At 68.2% G+C, this 14314-nt stretch carries 11 protein-coding genes; 5 read left to right on the forward strand and 6 right to left on the reverse strand.

Features of this window, described 5'->3' with window-relative positions; genetic code table 11:
- Window positions 1-38: 38 nt before the first annotated feature.
- Both ACZ9YD_RS13850 and pdxH read right to left on the reverse strand, forming a co-directional pair.
- Window positions 39-839 (reverse strand): ABC transporter substrate-binding protein, encoded by an 801-nt coding sequence (locus tag ACZ9YD_RS13850; RefSeq protein ID WP_465075846.1) that lies wholly within the window; start codon window positions 837-839, stop codon window positions 39-41.
- A complete protein-coding gene (gene pdxH, locus ACZ9YD_RS13855) occupies window positions 836-1444 on the reverse strand; it encodes a pyridoxamine 5'-phosphate oxidase (RefSeq protein WP_465075847.1) in 609 nt (202 codons plus the stop codon). The genes ACZ9YD_RS13850 and pdxH overlap by 4 nt, the downstream gene beginning before the upstream one ends.
- A gap of 75 nt (window positions 1445-1519) precedes the next feature.
- Between pdxH and ACZ9YD_RS13860 the strand changes: the two genes are divergently transcribed.
- The 3 genes from ACZ9YD_RS13860 (at window position 1520) to aroB (ending at window position 4777) form a co-directional block, all read left to right on the forward strand.
- Window positions 1520-2329, forward strand: a complete 810-nt coding sequence (locus ACZ9YD_RS13860; RefSeq protein WP_465075848.1) for a kinase — start codon at window positions 1520-1522, stop codon at window positions 2327-2329.
- Between the two features lie 710 nt (window positions 2330-3039).
- Window positions 3040-3633, forward strand: a complete 594-nt coding sequence (locus ACZ9YD_RS13865) for a shikimate kinase (RefSeq protein WP_465075849.1) — start codon at window positions 3040-3042, stop codon at window positions 3631-3633.
- A gap of 52 nt (window positions 3634-3685) precedes the next feature.
- Window positions 3686-4777: a 3-dehydroquinate synthase gene (aroB, locus tag ACZ9YD_RS13870; RefSeq protein WP_465075850.1), complete on the forward strand. Its 1092-nt coding sequence runs from the start codon at window positions 3686-3688 to the stop codon at window positions 4775-4777.
- A 3-nt stretch (window positions 4778-4780) separates the two neighbouring features.
- Here the strand turns inward: aroB and ACZ9YD_RS13875 are convergent, their stop codons facing one another.
- Window positions 4781-5467, reverse strand: a complete 687-nt coding sequence (locus ACZ9YD_RS13875; RefSeq protein WP_465075851.1) for a hypothetical protein — start codon at window positions 5465-5467, stop codon at window positions 4781-4783.
- A 79-nt stretch (window positions 5468-5546) separates the two neighbouring features.
- On the opposite strand from ACZ9YD_RS13875, the gene ACZ9YD_RS13880 reads away from it, so the two are divergent.
- Together ACZ9YD_RS13880 and hemE are read left to right on the forward strand one after the other, a co-directional pair.
- Window positions 5547-5801 (forward strand): WGR domain-containing protein, encoded by a 255-nt coding sequence (locus ACZ9YD_RS13880; RefSeq protein ID WP_465075852.1) that lies wholly within the window; start codon window positions 5547-5549, stop codon window positions 5799-5801.
- A 38-nt stretch (window positions 5802-5839) separates the two neighbouring features.
- A complete protein-coding gene (gene hemE / locus ACZ9YD_RS13885; RefSeq protein WP_465075853.1) occupies window positions 5840-6913 on the forward strand; it encodes a uroporphyrinogen decarboxylase in 1074 nt (357 codons plus the stop codon).
- 180 nt (window positions 6914-7093) lie between these two features.
- Here the strand turns inward: hemE and ACZ9YD_RS13890 are convergent, their stop codons facing one another.
- Genes ACZ9YD_RS13890 through ACZ9YD_RS13900 form a run of 3 tightly spaced genes read right to left on the reverse strand, consistent with a single transcriptional unit; the run spans window position 7094 to window position 14273 of the window.
- On the reverse strand, window positions 7094-8197 hold the full coding sequence (locus tag ACZ9YD_RS13890) for a toxic anion resistance protein (RefSeq protein ID WP_465075854.1): 1104 nt from the start codon (window positions 8195-8197) through the stop codon (window positions 7094-7096).
- Window positions 8194-8940 (reverse strand): hypothetical protein, encoded by a 747-nt coding sequence (locus tag ACZ9YD_RS13895; protein ID WP_465075855.1) that lies wholly within the window; start codon window positions 8938-8940, stop codon window positions 8194-8196. The genes ACZ9YD_RS13890 and ACZ9YD_RS13895 overlap by 4 nt, the downstream gene beginning before the upstream one ends.
- Window positions 8937-14273: a DNA repair ATPase gene (locus tag ACZ9YD_RS13900; protein WP_465075857.1), complete on the reverse strand. Its 5337-nt coding sequence runs from the start codon at window positions 14271-14273 to the stop codon at window positions 8937-8939. Before ACZ9YD_RS13900 ends, ACZ9YD_RS13895 begins: the two co-directional genes overlap by 4 nt.
- Between the last annotated feature and the right edge of the window lie 41 nt (window positions 14274-14314).

The raw sequence follows: 14314 nt of genomic DNA on the forward strand, positions 1-14314 counted from the left end.
CGATGGTGCAACCCACCGTTCCGGGAAGCCCGCCGCGCTCAGCGCCGCGCGTGCGCCCAGGCCTGCACGATCTGCGCGATCGCGGTCACGCCATCGGTCAATGCCGCGGGACCCGGCTGCAGGATCAGAGGCGACTTGATCTCGTGCAGGTCGCCATCGCGCACCGCCGGAATCGCGTCCCAGCCCGGGCGCGCGGCGACGCGCTCGGGGCGGAACTTCTTGCCGCACCACGAGCCGAGAATGATGTCCGGCGCGCGTTCGATCACCGGATCGCCGTTGGCGAGAATGCGCGCCTTGGCCAGCGACTCGATCGACAGTTCCGGGAACACGTCATCGCCGCCGGCAATGCGCACCAGTTCGGCGACCCAGCGGATCCCGGTGATGATCGGCTCGTCCCATTCCTCGAAATAGACGCGCGGGCGTTGTGGCAGGCGCGCGCTTTCCGCCTCGATCGCATCCAGTCCGCTGCGCAGCGCGTCCGCATAGGCATCGGCGCGCGCCGCGCAGCCGACCAGCGCGCCCAGCCGGCGCACGTAATCGACGATGCCGTCGACACTGCGGTGATTGCTGATCCACACCTCGACCCCGCGGCGCACCAGCTCGGCGGCGATGTCGGCCTGGATGTCGGAGAAGCCGACGACGAAATCCGGTTCGAGCTTGAGGATCTCGTCGATCTTCGCGCTGGTGAACGCACTGACCTTGGGCTTCTCCTTGCGCGCCCGCGGCGGACGCACGGTGAAGCCGCTGATGCCGACGATGCGGTCCTGCTCACCGAGCGCATACAGGACTTCGGTCGGCTCTTCGGTCAGGCAGACGATGCGGCGCGGGCCACTCGTCACGGATACAGCATCCGCTTGCGGCAATCGCCGGCGCAGTCGCATTCGTAGAGCCAGCGCTCGTGCAGGCGATACTCGGCGCCGTACCAGAACTCGACCCGATCCGGGCGCACGCGCAGGCCCGACCAGCGCTGCGGGCGCGGCACGTCGCGGCCTTCGAATTCGCGTTCGAGATCGGCCAGCCGCTGCGCGAAGGTTTCGCGCGTGTCGAGCACCTCGGACTGCTTCGACGCCCACGCACCGAGCTGGCTGCCGCGCGGGCGCGAGGCGAAATACACATCGGCCTCGTCGTCGCCGACGATCACCACCGGCCCTTCGATTCGCACCTGCACGCCCTTGCGCACGCGCGGCCAGTGGAACAGCAGTGCGGCGTGCGGGTTCTCCTGCAGCTCGCGGCCCTTGCGGCCGTCGAGATGCGTGTAGAACACGAAGCCGCGTTCGTCCCAGGCCTTCAGCAGCACGGTCCGCGCCGACGGCCGGCCATCGATCGCGGCGGTGGCGACGGTCATCGCGGTGCGATCGGGTTCGCCGGCGGCCTGCGCCTCGTCGAACAACGTAGCGAAGGTCTCAAGAGCTTCGGACAGCAGGGTGGTGGTCGCAGTGGTCATGCGTCGATGATCGCCGCAGCCCGCCGCGATGTCGATTCGCGGCGCAGCACGCATCGGCCGCGCTATCGTTTCCCGATGACTGCCCCCACGCCCTCGCTCTGGCCCGATACGCTTGTCGACACCCTGCTGACCGACCTGCAGCCCGGTGGCGCCCCGCGCGTGCTCGGCATCAGCGGCCTGCAGGGCACCGGCAAATCCACGCTGGCCGCGCAGGTGGTGCGCGCCGCAGAAGCCCGCGGCCTGCGCGCTGCCGTGCTGTCGCTCGACGACCTCTATCTCGATCGCGACGCGCGCCAGGCACTGGCGCGGCAGGTGCATCCGTTGCTCGCAAACCGCGGCCCACCCGGCACCCACGAAGTCGCGCTGGGGCTCGCCGCATTCGCCGCCGTGCGCGCCGGCACACCGCTCCGTCTGCCGCGCTTCGACAAACTCGGCGACCGCCGCCTCCCGGAGACCGGCTGGCCGACCGTCCAGGGCCTCGACCTGCTGCTGTTCGAAGGCTGGTGCGTCGGCACCCCCGCCGAACCTGCGCCCGCACTCGTGGAACCGGTCAACACCCTGGAACGCGACGAAGACCCCGCCGGCACCTGGCGGCGCTGGTGCAACACCGCCCTCGCCCGCGACTACCCCGCGCTCTGGGCCGGCCTCGACCGGCTGCTGTTCCTGCAGCCGCCCGGCTTCGACGTGGTCTTCGACTGGCGCCTGCAACAGGAACAGGCGCTGCAGGCGGCCGAACCTGGGCGCGGTGGCATGGACGCGGCCGGCGTTGCGCGATTCGTGCAGCACTTTGAGCGGGTGAGCCGGCAGGCGTTGCGAACGTTGCCGGATCTGGCGGATGTGGTGGTGACGCTCGATGCCGAACGGGGGATTGTTTCGGCGGGGTGAACCCGGTTTTCTGAAGCTATTCGTCGCGTCAAGGCGTTCCTCGTTTCTGCGTAAGCTGTTGCAGTTGCTCATCGCTCAGGCGTCAACACCTATCGCAGACCCGTAGGGCGTCGCACATGGATGTGCGGCGTTTTTCGACCGAGCCAGGATGGCGAGTCGAAAAATCCCGGAACGAATGACTGGCCGGATTTGCTCCCTCGGGGCTGGCCCTTTTCTTTGGTTCCGTTTCTTTTGGGCCAGCAAAAGAAATGAACCCGCTCGCCGCAAGGCGAGTGGAAGCGTTTGATGTTGCTTCTCGCAGCAGGCGTAAAACCAAGATCACACGCTTTCGTCCGCTGACGCGGCCGAGTTCATTTCTTTTGGTTGACGCCCACGCGCGTCGCGCGAACGGCGCAGCCGGCCCCGAAGGGGCGAGCATCGAAGATGCGAGTCAAAGAAACGGAACCAAAGAAAAACGTCTCCCCGACACGTCCGAAGCCCGCGGCGTCACGTGCAATGGGATTTTCCGACTCGGCATCCTGCCTCGGTCGGAAAACGCCGCCCATCCACGGGCGGCGCCCTCCGGGTGGGCGATAGACCGGATTCTTCATTCCGTTGGAAAGAACAAAGCAAAGGTCCAAAGCGGAACAACTAGCGGTGAAGCGCAAGCAAAGACAAAGCTTGCGCCTGCAACGTTCGGCGCCTCCCGCCCCCACTGCTAGCATGCAGCCATGCACCCCGCCCCCAACCTCGTGCTCGTCGGTCCGATGGGCGCCGGCAAGTCCTCGATCGGCCGTCGCCTCGCGGCGCGGTTCGGTGTGGTCTTCGTCGATGTCGACCACGAGATCGAGGTGCGCACGGGCGCGCGGATCGCGACGATCTTCGAGTGCGAGGGCGAGACGGGATTCCGGGCGCGCGAGCGGGCGACGCTGGTCGAGATCCTCGCCGGCAGTGGCCAGGTGATCGCCACCGGCGGCGGCGCGGTGCTCGATCCCGAGAACCGCGCCCTGCTGCGGTCGCGCGGCTTCGTCGTGCACATGCATGCCGATGTCGACGCGCAACTTGCGCGGCTGGCGCGTGATCGCACGCGGCCGCTGCTCGCGGGCGACGATCGCAAGGAGGTCCTGCAGCGCCTCGCCATCGAACGCGCACCGCTGTACGCCGATGCCGCGCATCTGCGTTTCGACACCGGGCCGCACGCCTGCAACGAGGCCGCCGCCCAGCTCGGCCATCTGGTCGAGGTGCACTGGCGGCCGCCGGCCGGCAGTGTCGAGACGTCCATTTCCGATGCCGCCGCCGACGTGGCGTCGACGCACGCTTCATGAGCCGCGCCGCAGATTGCGCGCCGGCCGACTCCCCCACCTGTATCCGGATCGCATGACCACCAGTGCCCGAGAGGTCGCCGTCGCCGGCGACACGCCCTACACCATCCATATCGGCCCGTCCCTGCTCGACGACGGCGCGCTGCTGGCGCGCAGCGTGCGCGGACGCGACGCGATGCTGGTCAGCGACGCGCACGTCGCGCCGCTGTACGCCGACCGTGTTGCCGCCGCGCTGCAGGCCGCGTGCCCGGACCTGCGGATCCACCGGCACGTGCTGCCGCCCGGCGAGGCCGCGAAGACGCTCGCGCATTTCGCCGAAGTCACCACGGCGCTCGCCGACGCGCGCATGCGCCGTGACGCGACGCTGTTCGCGCTCGGTGGCGGCGTGATCGGCGATCTCGCCGGCTTCGCCGCGGCCTGCTGGATGCGCGGCATCGACTGCGTGCAGCTGCCGACCACGCTGCTGGCGATGGTGGATTCCTCGGTCGGCGGCAAGACCGCGGTCGACCTGCCGCAGGGCAAGAACCTCGTCGGCGCCTTCCATCCGCCGCGCGCGGTGATCGCCGACACCGCCGTGTTGCGCACGCTGCCGGCGCGCGAGCTGCGTGCCGGTCTGGCCGAAGTGGTGAAGTACGGCGCGCTGGGCGATGCGGACTTCCTCGACTGGCTCGACGACCACGCCGATGCGCTGCTCGCGATGGACGACGCCGCCCTGGCCGAAGCCATCGCACGCAGCTGCGCGCACAAGGCGGCGATCGTTGCGCGCGATCCGTTCGAACACGGCGAACGTGCGCTGCTCAATCTCGGCCACACCTTCGGTCACGCCATCGAGACCGAGCAGGGATATGGCGGTCTCAACCACGGCGAGGCGGTCGCGGTGGGCATGGTGCTGGCCGCGCAGCTGTCGGAGACGCTCGATCTGGCGTCGGCGACCGATACCGCGCGTCTGCGCGATCTGCTGCAGCGCCTCGGCCTGCCGGTCGCGCTGCCCGGCGGACTCGATCCCGAACGCATGCTGGCGCACATGCGCCTCGACAAGAAGGCCCAGGCCGACGGTCTGCGCTTCATCGTCTGGGACGGCATCGGCCGCGCGCGGGTGCTGGCCGGCGTGCCCGAAGCCGCAGTGCTGGACGTGTTGCGCCGCTGACGCTCAGGGCGTGTCGGTGCTGTCGCGGCGGCCCGCGCCCATTCCCGCCCCGCCGCCGCCCATTCCACCGCCCATACCGCCTCCCCCGCTGCCGCCACGCCCGCCCTGCGCGCCGGCTTTCTTCGCCCCCGCGTCGCCGCGCACCGGCCCCTGTTCGGGCACGGCGAGATCGGCGGGTACGGGATCGAGGTCCAGCGCCTGACGGATGAAGCTGCGCAGCGAAACCACCAGCGCCGAGACGCGCACCGGGCGGCCCGCGACCATGTCATTCGCGGCCTGCGCTGCAAGTCGCACCTGGTCTTCGGTCCCGAGCAGGATCACGTCCGACAACGCGGCCTCGACCGCATCGCGCACGCGCCGGCGCCGCACTGCGCCGTCCGAGTCGAACGCGGTCTCCAGCGGAGCGACGTTCGGCTCGCCTGACGCGAGGGATGCCTCCGCCAGTTGGCGCAGCTCGCGCAGGTGCCGGGGATCGACATCGAGTTCGCCGGTGAACGATCCACCCAGGGTCTTGTAGGCGGCGATCAACGTCTTGAGCCGTTCGTTGATCTGCCGGTTCTCGCGCTCGCGCCTGCGCTGCATCGTCTGCATGAACACCAGACGCACGCCGACCGCCACCAGGGTGAACAACATCAGACCCAGCAGTGTCGACGCGGTGGCGCTCCACGAACTGAAATCGAGCATGCGCATTGTCGATGCCGGTCGCCGGAGAGGGATTGGCGATCATACGTGCGCCGCCGCAACGGAGCGGGCCGTACAATCGTGCGCCATGCGCCTCTTTCTGCAGCAACACCCCGACGGCCACGAATCTCCGCGCTTCGTGCAGCTCACCCTGCAGCCCGATCTGCTGGGCGGCTGGGTGCTGTTGCGCGAAACCGGCCAGGTCGGCGGCCGCAGTACGTTGCGGCGCGACCAGTTCCTCGACCAGCCCAGCGCGCTCAAGGCGCTCGAAGCCGCGCGCGATGCGCAGCTCAAGCGCGGCTTCCAGTTGATGTTCGCCCGCGGCAGCGACGCGCCGGCCTGACCGCGCGACCACCGCCTTTACCAGGAAATTCCAGCCCGATGTCTGCCGTCCTGAAAAACGATCGCTTCCTCCGCGCCCTCCGTCGCGAACCCGTCGACCGCACGCCCGTCTGGCTGATGCGCCAGGCCGGTCGCTACTTGCCGGAGTACCGCGCATCGCGCAAGGCAGCCGGCAGCTTTCTGGCAATGGCGAAGAACCCGGAGCTCGCCTGCGAAGTCACCCTGCAGCCGCTGGCACGCTTCGATCTGGATGCGGCGATCTTGTTCTCCGACATCCTGACGATCCCCGACGCGATGGGGCTGGACCTGTACTTCGTCGAAGGTGAAGGCCCGAAGTTCCGCCATCCGGTGCGCGACGCGGCCAGCATCGCCAGGCTCGGGGTGCCGGACATGGAAACGGACCTGCGTTACGTCATGGACGCGGTGCGGGTGATCCGCCGCGAACTCGATGGCCGCGTGCCCCTGATCGGCTTCTCTGGCAGCCCGTGGACGCTGGCCTGCTACATGGTCGAAGGCGGCGGCAGCAAGGATTTTGCCCGCATCAAGGCGATGGCGCTCAACGATCCGAAGGCGCTGCATGCGCTGCTGTCGGTCAATACCGATGCCGTGATCGCCTATCTCGCCGCGCAGCGCGCCGCCGGTGCGCAGGCATTGCAGGTGTTCGACACTTGGGGCGGCGTGCTGTCGCCGGCGATGTATCGCGAGTTCTCGCTGCCGTACCTCACGCGCATCGCGCAGGAACTGCAGCGCGGTGACGGCGCCGAACGCACGCCGCTGATCCTGTTCGGCAAGGGCAATGCAGCGTATCTCGATGAACTCTCGCGCTCCGGCGCCGAAGGCGTCGGCGTCGACTGGCTGATCGAACTCGGCGACGCCGCACGTCGTACCGAAGGCCGCGTCGCACTGCAGGGTAACCTCGACCCGACGACGCTGTACGGCGCGCCCGATGCGATCCGTGCACAGGTCCGCCACGCGCTCGACAGTTACCGCGACGGCAACAACGGCTCGCGCGATGGCCACATCTTCAACCTCGGCCACGGCATGTCGCCGGACATGAATCCCGACCACGTGGGCGTGCTGGTCGAGGAAGTGCACGCGTACAGCGCGCGCTGACCCTTCAAGCCTTCCCCCGCCATGCGGGGGAGGGTTGGGTAGGGGCGAACGTTCCGACATACAGATCTCTGCAATCGGACGGCGTCTAGTTCACGACTCTGGACAACACGCGCACGGTGCGGTTGCCCCCGATGTGCAGCTCTCAGGAGCGTCCTACTACCACCTGTCCTGGCAGACCGCTCAGACGCCTTCCGTCGGTGCCGCCAACCGCTTCTGCACGTCGTCGCGCAGGCGCGCGAGTTCGCCTTCGGCTTCGCGGCGCTGCTGCATGCCGTCGCGATGGATGCTGCGGACTTCCTCGACCGTCTGGATCAGCTGCTCGTGCACATGGCGCAGCGTGCCGATGTCGATGACGGCGCGCTGGTTGGCCTTCGCAGTTTCGACCGAGGTCTGACGCAGCAGGTCGGCATTGCTGCGCATCAGCTCGTTGGTCGCGTCGTCGATCGCGTTCGACAGTTCCACCGCGTTCTTCTGCTCGCCCAGCGACAGCTGGATCGCGAACTGCCGCTTCCACGACGGAATGGTGATGTTGCGGACGGTGTTGAACTTCTCCACCAACTGGATCGCGTTGGCCTGGATCAGCCGGATCATCGGCAGCGACTGGTCGGCGGCGTGCTGCATCACCAGCAGATCGCCGACACGCTTGTCGAGCAGGCGGACCGCATTCTCGATATCGGCGCGGCGCGTGCGCGACTGCGGATCTTCCTGGCCGACCAGCGTCGCCTGTTCGGCGGCCAGGCTCGCCAACCGTTCGCGGCCCGCGATCACGTGCACGCCCAGCGCGCGGCGTTCGTCGAGCACCACGTCGTGCATACGGTCGAAGTCGGTGATCCGGCGCGTCAGCAGATCCTGCTGGCGGCCGACATCGCCCATCAGCCGTTCGATCTGCTGGTTGGTGTTGCTGAACTTCTGAACCAGTTCGTCGCGACCGGACCGCATCTTGTCGATCAGGCGGCCGAGCAGCGGCACCTTCGAGCGACCGGCGAAACTGCCGAGGTCGAGCGAGCGCGCGATCCGCACCACTTCGCCCAGTTTGTCGCCGGTCGCGTCGAGATCGCTGTTGCGCACCTGATCGAGCAGCTGGCTGGAGAATGCGGCGGTCTTGCTTGCAGCGTCGCGGCCGAACACGTGCAGGTTGCCGGGCGTGATGTCTGCGAGGCTGCGCGCGACGACCTCGATGTCGGCGCGGTCGGCAGGCACCAGGCCCAGCGACTGCAACGCGGCATCGTCGGTCACCGGCGTCGCCGACGGCATGTGCGTGGGGTAAGCGGTGTCCTGGGTCATGCGTCGATCTCCTTGGGCCTGTCGGCGCGATCGGGCGCGCGTCGGGCGAGTGTAGCGGTCATGGCGTCGAGTTCATGGGCAACGTCGGCTTCGATGTCGGCAGCGGTCACCGCATGCGCGGCGCCCTGCGCGGTGCGTTCGCCGGCCGCGCGTTGCCGCCACAGCGGCAACAGCACGTCACGAACGTTGCGGTAGTGCGCCAGTACCGCTTCGTGCTGCTCGGCGATCAGCTGCAGCTGGCGTGCCGACAGTGCATGCGTGGCGCGTACGGTGTCGAGATGCTGCGCGCGGCGCAGTCGCAGATCATGGTGGACATCGCCCTCCAGGCTGCCGGTGCGCAGGGCCGCGGACGCCCGGTCAAGCCGGTCGAGTGCAGGTGCAGAGGCCGCCAGACGCGTGCGATGCGCAACGACGTCAGCCCGCAGCGCGGCGGCGGTGCGATCGGCGTCGATCAGCAGCACGCCCATGCGCGCGCCGAGTGCCTCGGCTTCGTGCTGGTCGATGACATCGCGACCGGTCAGGCGCGCGAACAGGCCGGCACGTGGCCGGCCACGCGACGGAAGGGCGGCACGCATCGCGATGTGCAGATCACGCAGACGCGCGACCAGCGCGGCGGCCGGCGCGGCATCGAGTGTGGCCGCGACATCGGCGGCTGCCAACCCGGCGACGAGGGCATCGCCATAGGCCGCGATCCCGGCCGCGTCGCCAGGCACCGCGTCGATATCCGTGTCGTCCGTGCTCATCGGTCCTGCGCATCCGGATCGGATTCCGCCGCGCCGAGGCGATCGAGCGCCGCATCGAGACGCCGCTCGGCTGGGGTGCGTTCGCGGCGGCGCGCAGGCGTGCTGCTGTCGAGCGTCGTGCCGCGTGTGCGCAGCCACTGCGCCAGTTCCGCAAGCGCGGTATTGAGCGCGGCCTGGCCGGCGACCGACTGGCCGAGCTGCGCGAGCAGCGGACCCGCCGTCTCGCGCAGCACCGTCTGCAGTTCGCCTGCGACCGCTTTGGCGGTGTCGTCGGGCTCAGCCGCCGGCGCCGCCTCGACAGGCGTCGGTGCAGCAGGTGCGCGCAGCTCGTGCAGCGCGGCCAGCAACTGGTCCCACGGCGCAGGCGCGACTGGCGCCTCGCTGCCCTGCCCCATGACCTGCAGGCCTGCGGCGATGTCCGCCAGCTGCGCGACGACACGTGCGCCGGTGTCGGCATCCTCGCCGCCCATCGCCTTGTCGCGCATGAAGTCGCGCTTGATCTGGGTCCAACGCGCAGCAGCTGTCTCGTCGAGCTTTCCGCGCAACTCCGCCAGCTTGAGCAAGTTCTCTTCGGCGCCGGTGGTCAACAGCTGCGACTCGCCCGTGTAGTGGTCGTCGAGCAGCTGTTCGAGCTCCGCGGCATTCATCACCGGCGAGATTTTTTCCGCCAGCTTGTTCATGTTGCGATAGCTGCCCTGCAGACGGAACGCCGGCTCGGTGCGGTAGCGATCGGCCTGCGCGGCGCTGGCGATGTACTGCTGGTTGACGCGGTAGACGATCTCGCTGACCTGCAGCAGCCGCTGCAGCGTCCCGGTGAGTTCGTTGACCTCGGCGCCGCTGTAGGCGTGCGACAGGTCGTTGGTGGAGACGTCCTTGCCGGCGGCGCGCTCGGCCAGCAGATAGAGATCCGCCATGTCGCGCGTCGCCAGCGGTGCGAGCACCGGATTGGAGGTCAGGCTGTTCTCGATGTAGCTGAGCTTGAATGAGTCCTCCATGCCGCCGAGTACATCACCGAGGTTGTAGATGTCGGCGCGGTTGGCGAGCATGTCCGGAATCTTGAACACCTCGCCGGACTCGGTATATGGATTGCCGGCCATGACAACGCAGAACTTTTTGCCGCGCATGTCGTAGGTTTTGGTGCGGCCTTTCCACACACCTTCGATGCGGCGCGTGCCGTCGCACAGCGAGATGAACTTCTGCAGGAACTCGGGATGCGTGTGCTGGATGTCGTCGACATACAGCATCGTGTTACTGCCCATCTCCAACGCGAGATTGAGCTTCTCCAGTTCTTGGCGCGAGGTCGCGTCGGGCGCCTGCGCCGGATCGATGGAGCGCACCTCGTGGCCCAGCGCCGGGCCGTTGATCTTCATGAAAACGAGGCCGAGCCGGCTGGCGACGTATTCCATCAGCGTCGTCTTGCCGTAACCGGGCGGCGAAATCAGCATCAGCAGGCCCATCAGGTCGCTGCGCTTGTGCTCGCCGACCGTGCCCATCTGCTTGGCGAGGTTGTCGCCGATCAGCGGTAGGTAGACCTCGTTGATCAGCTTGTTGCGCACGAACGAGGTCAGCGGCCGCGCCTTGAATTCCGACAGGCGCAGCGCATCGCGTTCACGCGCGGCAATGCGTTGTCGCACGGCCTGGTAGCGGTGGAAGGCCGGCACGAATGCCAGCCGGTGCGCGTCGAAACGCTGCAGGAAACCGTCGAGCGACAGCCGCAGACGGCCTGCGTGCACGCGCGGGTGCTCGCCGAGCAGGCCATCGACATCGGTGATCAGCGTGACCTCGCGTACCGCGTGCGGCAGCGTGTCGGCGGCAAGCAGCAGCACGATGGCCTCGGGCACGTAACCGGCCAGCGCCGCATGCGTCTCGCTCGCGCCGAGCGCGCCCAGCCATTGCGCGGCCAGTGACCAGCGCTGCGCCAGCGGTGCCGCCGTATCGGAGAGCGCGCGCTCGACATCGGCGGTGAGGCCTGCGCTGTCGAGCGCCTTGCGCAGCGCCTCGCGCAGGTCGCGCGCGTAATGGCTGATGCCGAACGTCGGCGCGCCGTCGTGGAGTTCTTCGAACAGGTAATCGGCCGCGATCGGCGCGAGCGTGATGTCGAACGCCAATGCCTCCGCTTCGACAAACGCCCGGAGCGCATCGGCGATCTCGGCGCGCAATGCATCGACACCGGCATCGGACGCGAACAGCGCGCGGATCGCACGTGCACCCGCGCTGCGTTCGGGCCACTGGCCGGCGGCGGTGCCGTCGCGGCCGAAGGCCCAGAACGCCATCGCCAGTGCACGCGCGGCCGGCGGCTTGGCCAATGGGCCCGCCTGCGCATGCAGCGGCAGCAATGCGCGCAGGATCAGGGCGGCGTCGTGGTCGTGGATGCCCTTCTCGTAGCCTTCGCGATAGCGCGGTGCGGCGAACGCGCGCACGCTGCGTTCCAGCGCGTCGTGTTCCGTCAGCGCACGCTGCAGCCCGTCGAGATCGAGACCCTCGCGACCCTGGGTCGCGGCCTGCAGCACCAGACCGGCGAGGTATTCGGCGCGGGCGATGTCCGGTGATTCGGAATCCAGCGTCACCTGCCAGTAGGCGCGCAGCGTTTCGAGTTCCGGATCGTCGATCGGCGCGTAAAAATCCGTGCCGGTCAGGTGGATCGACAGACCGTCGCCGCGCGGCAGGATCGTCAAGTCCAGCGGCTGCGTGTTCACGCTGAAACGATGCCGCGGCCCGAGCCGGATTACCTGGCCGCCGCCCTCGAACAGATCGCTGCGGTCGCGCAGGCTGCGCACCGACTGGTCACGCACGGCCTTCAGGCGCGCTTCGACGTCGTCTGCCTTCACCGTGTCGCGGTAATCGCGCAGGCGCGTGGCGAGCTCGCGCAGCTTGAGGATCAGCGGATCGCCAGCGAAGAAGGCATTGAGTTCGTCGGCCGTCTCGAAACGCTCGGTGCGCCGCGGCAGGCCGTCGAGGATGCGCGCGGCGGCGTCGAACACGGCCTGCGCCTTGCGCTGGCGCGCATCGAGCAGCGACTGCTTGTGCGATTCGAAGGTCTCCAGCAGTTCCTCGCGCTTGGCGAGGATGTCGCCGAGGAACTGCTCGTGCTCGCCGAACTGGCTCTCCAGTTCCTCGAGCTGGACCATCAGCCGCGACAGCTGCTCGTCGGCACGTTCGGGATCGGTTGCCAGCGACAGCGCACCCGCGATCGCCTGGCCGAACAGCGCGAACTGCGCGCCGAACTGGGCGACGGCTTCGGCCGAGCCGAGCGTGCGGCGGCGCTGGTCGGCACGCGTGCGGGCCTGGTTGAGCCGCGCGTACAGACCGGAGATCGCATCGACGACGCGCGTGCGTTCGGTCGCGTCGTCGACCTTCAGCGTCGCCATCAGTTCGGACAGCATGTCGAGATCACCGGACAGCGCCTGCATCTCATCGATCGACGCGGCCAGCGTCTTCGCGGTGGTCGCGACCTGCGCTTCGGTATCCAGCACTTGCAGACGTTCGGACACCGGCTGCAGCGCACGTTCGCCCGCGAGGAAGGTGCCGATTGCCGCGCCCACGGCGTCCTGCGCGGCCTGCAGCGCCTCGCCCATCGCGTCGATGGCGGCGGTGTCGACGTAGCGCAGGTCGCGGATCGTCAGCAGATGGCCGCGCTGCTTCGAAATCTCGTTCAGTGCCTCGACGAACTCTTCGATGCGGTTCCAGCTGTCCGGCTGCAGCCGGCCCAGCAAGGCGCGATGCGCAGTCTCGGCCTCGCGCATCGCCGCATCGGACTGGCGGCGGATGCCTTCGACCTTCTCGTACTCGTCGAGCACCGACTCGCCGGTCGCAGCGATCTCGTGCAGAAGTGCGCCCGCGCCCTCGCTGTCGGTGTCTTCCAGCCAGTGATGGGCATCGAACATGCGGCGGGTGTCGTGCACCAGCAGCTGATAACGCTGCAACGACACATCGCGGCCGTCGATCGTGCGTGCGAGATCGAGCAGGTTGGAGATGCCGCGCACCAGCTCCGGATTGCCGATCCGCCCCATGAAACTGTTGCCCATCGGCACATGCGCGGCGAACTCGTCGCTGGTGAACGGCGTCTGCCAGACCTGCATCGGGTGCACGCGCGTGGGCGCATCGCCCTCGGCATGGAACAGCACCATGCGGCCGTCGTGCAGCAGCGCGTAACCGTGCCCGAACACCGGGTTCTGCAGTGCACGCTGGATGGTGTTGTAGACGAACAGCGCCGACTGCCCGGCCGCGCGGTCGTAGAAGATGTACATCACGTCTTCGCCGTTCGGCGATCGGATTGCGCGCTTGAACTGCATGCCATCCATCTGCGCGTCGAACGCGCGATGGTCGCCGTTCTGCAGGTAATAGCCGCCGGGGAAGATGATGCCGTGGTCTTCGGGCAGCTGGACGCAGGCCTGCACGATGGCGTCGTTGCGAACGATCTTCCCGGTGATGGTGTTGTAGATCAGCCCGCGCCACTGCTGTTCGCGGTAGGGCAGCACCTTCAGCAGGATCAGCGTGCCGACCCTCGCGAAATCGAAGGTCGCATCGTCGATCGACTGGGTGCGGTCCTCGACCGGCTCGCTATAGATGCCGGCGCCTGTTTCGGTGTTGTTCTCGACCTTGACCGTGAGATCGCCGCCGGTGGTCTCGACGAACAGCGTGTCGAGGATGTCCAGATGCGGATGGCGGCCATCGACCGCGAGTTCGCGGGTCGCGCGGGTCCATTCGAAATCGAACGGCGGCGGCAGCGCGATGTCGCGCTCGCCGCGGGAATCGAGATAGGTGAGTTCGCCGGTGCTGGTGATCGACCAGCGGAACACGCGCACGTCGGTGCTGCGCTCGCCGATCTGGAACGCGGCCAGCAGCCGGCCCTCTCGCACGATCAGCTGCAGCAGCCGCGCGTGCTTGTAGTAGGCGTAAAGCTCGGTGAAATCGTGGACGAAACCGGGCTGCGCCAGGAACGTGCCGGCGTGGTCGACCGGCACCACGTCGTAGCCGCCATCGGCCTCGACCAGGCGATAGAGCCCGAACACGTCCTCGATCCGGGTCTTGCTCTTGAGCCCGATGTAGACGTTGTAGCCGAACAGCACCTGGTCACCGGGAATCTGCACGATGTCGCGGCCAACGCAGTTGTTCTCGCTGCGGATGCGGAAGCGCCCGATCACTTCCATGCGACTGTCGCCGAACTCGGCGAGGCGACGCGTATTGAGCGATTCGGCGAGCGTGCGCAGGCGCGCACCCTGCTCCACCAGGCGCCGGCGCAGCACCTCGTAGGCACCGCCGCGGGCGACGGCCTGGTCGATATGGGCGTCTTCGGGAGACGCCGGCGCGGCGTCCTGGGTCTGTTCGGTCATCGGCTCACGATCCGGGCTGGCGCGGCCGCGTGATCAACACG

It is taken from the genome of Luteimonas sp. AC640a, from assembly GCF_979256585.1.

Bases quoted from the DNA above. Each gene is read 5' to 3' on its own strand.
- pdxH (WP_465075847.1), bottom strand. From the start codon at position 1,444: ATGACCACTGCGACCACCACCCTGCTGTCCGAAGCTCTTGAGACCTTC.
- ACZ9YD_RS13860 (WP_465075848.1), top strand. From the start codon at position 1,520: ATGACTGCCCCCACGCCCTCGCTCTGGCCCGATACGCTTGTCGACACC.
- ACZ9YD_RS13865 (WP_465075849.1), top strand. From the start codon at position 3,040: ATGCACCCCGCCCCCAACCTCGTGCTCGTCGGTCCGATGGGCGCCGGC.
- aroB (WP_465075850.1), top strand. From the start codon at position 3,686: ATGACCACCAGTGCCCGAGAGGTCGCCGTCGCCGGCGACACGCCCTAC.
- ACZ9YD_RS13875 (WP_465075851.1), bottom strand. From the start codon at position 5,467: ATGCGCATGCTCGATTTCAGTTCGTGGAGCGCCACCGCGTCGACACTG.
- ACZ9YD_RS13880 (WP_465075852.1), top strand. From the start codon at position 5,547: ATGCGCCTCTTTCTGCAGCAACACCCCGACGGCCACGAATCTCCGCGC.
- hemE (WP_465075853.1), top strand. From the start codon at position 5,840: ATGTCTGCCGTCCTGAAAAACGATCGCTTCCTCCGCGCCCTCCGTCGC.
- ACZ9YD_RS13890 (WP_465075854.1), bottom strand. From the start codon at position 8,197: ATGACCCAGGACACCGCTTACCCCACGCACATGCCGTCGGCGACGCCG.
- ACZ9YD_RS13895 (WP_465075855.1), bottom strand. From the start codon at position 8,940: ATGAGCACGGACGACACGGATATCGACGCGGTGCCTGGCGACGCGGCC.
- ACZ9YD_RS13900 (WP_465075857.1), bottom strand. From the start codon at position 14,273: ATGACCGAACAGACCCAGGACGCCGCGCCGGCGTCTCCCGAAGACGCC.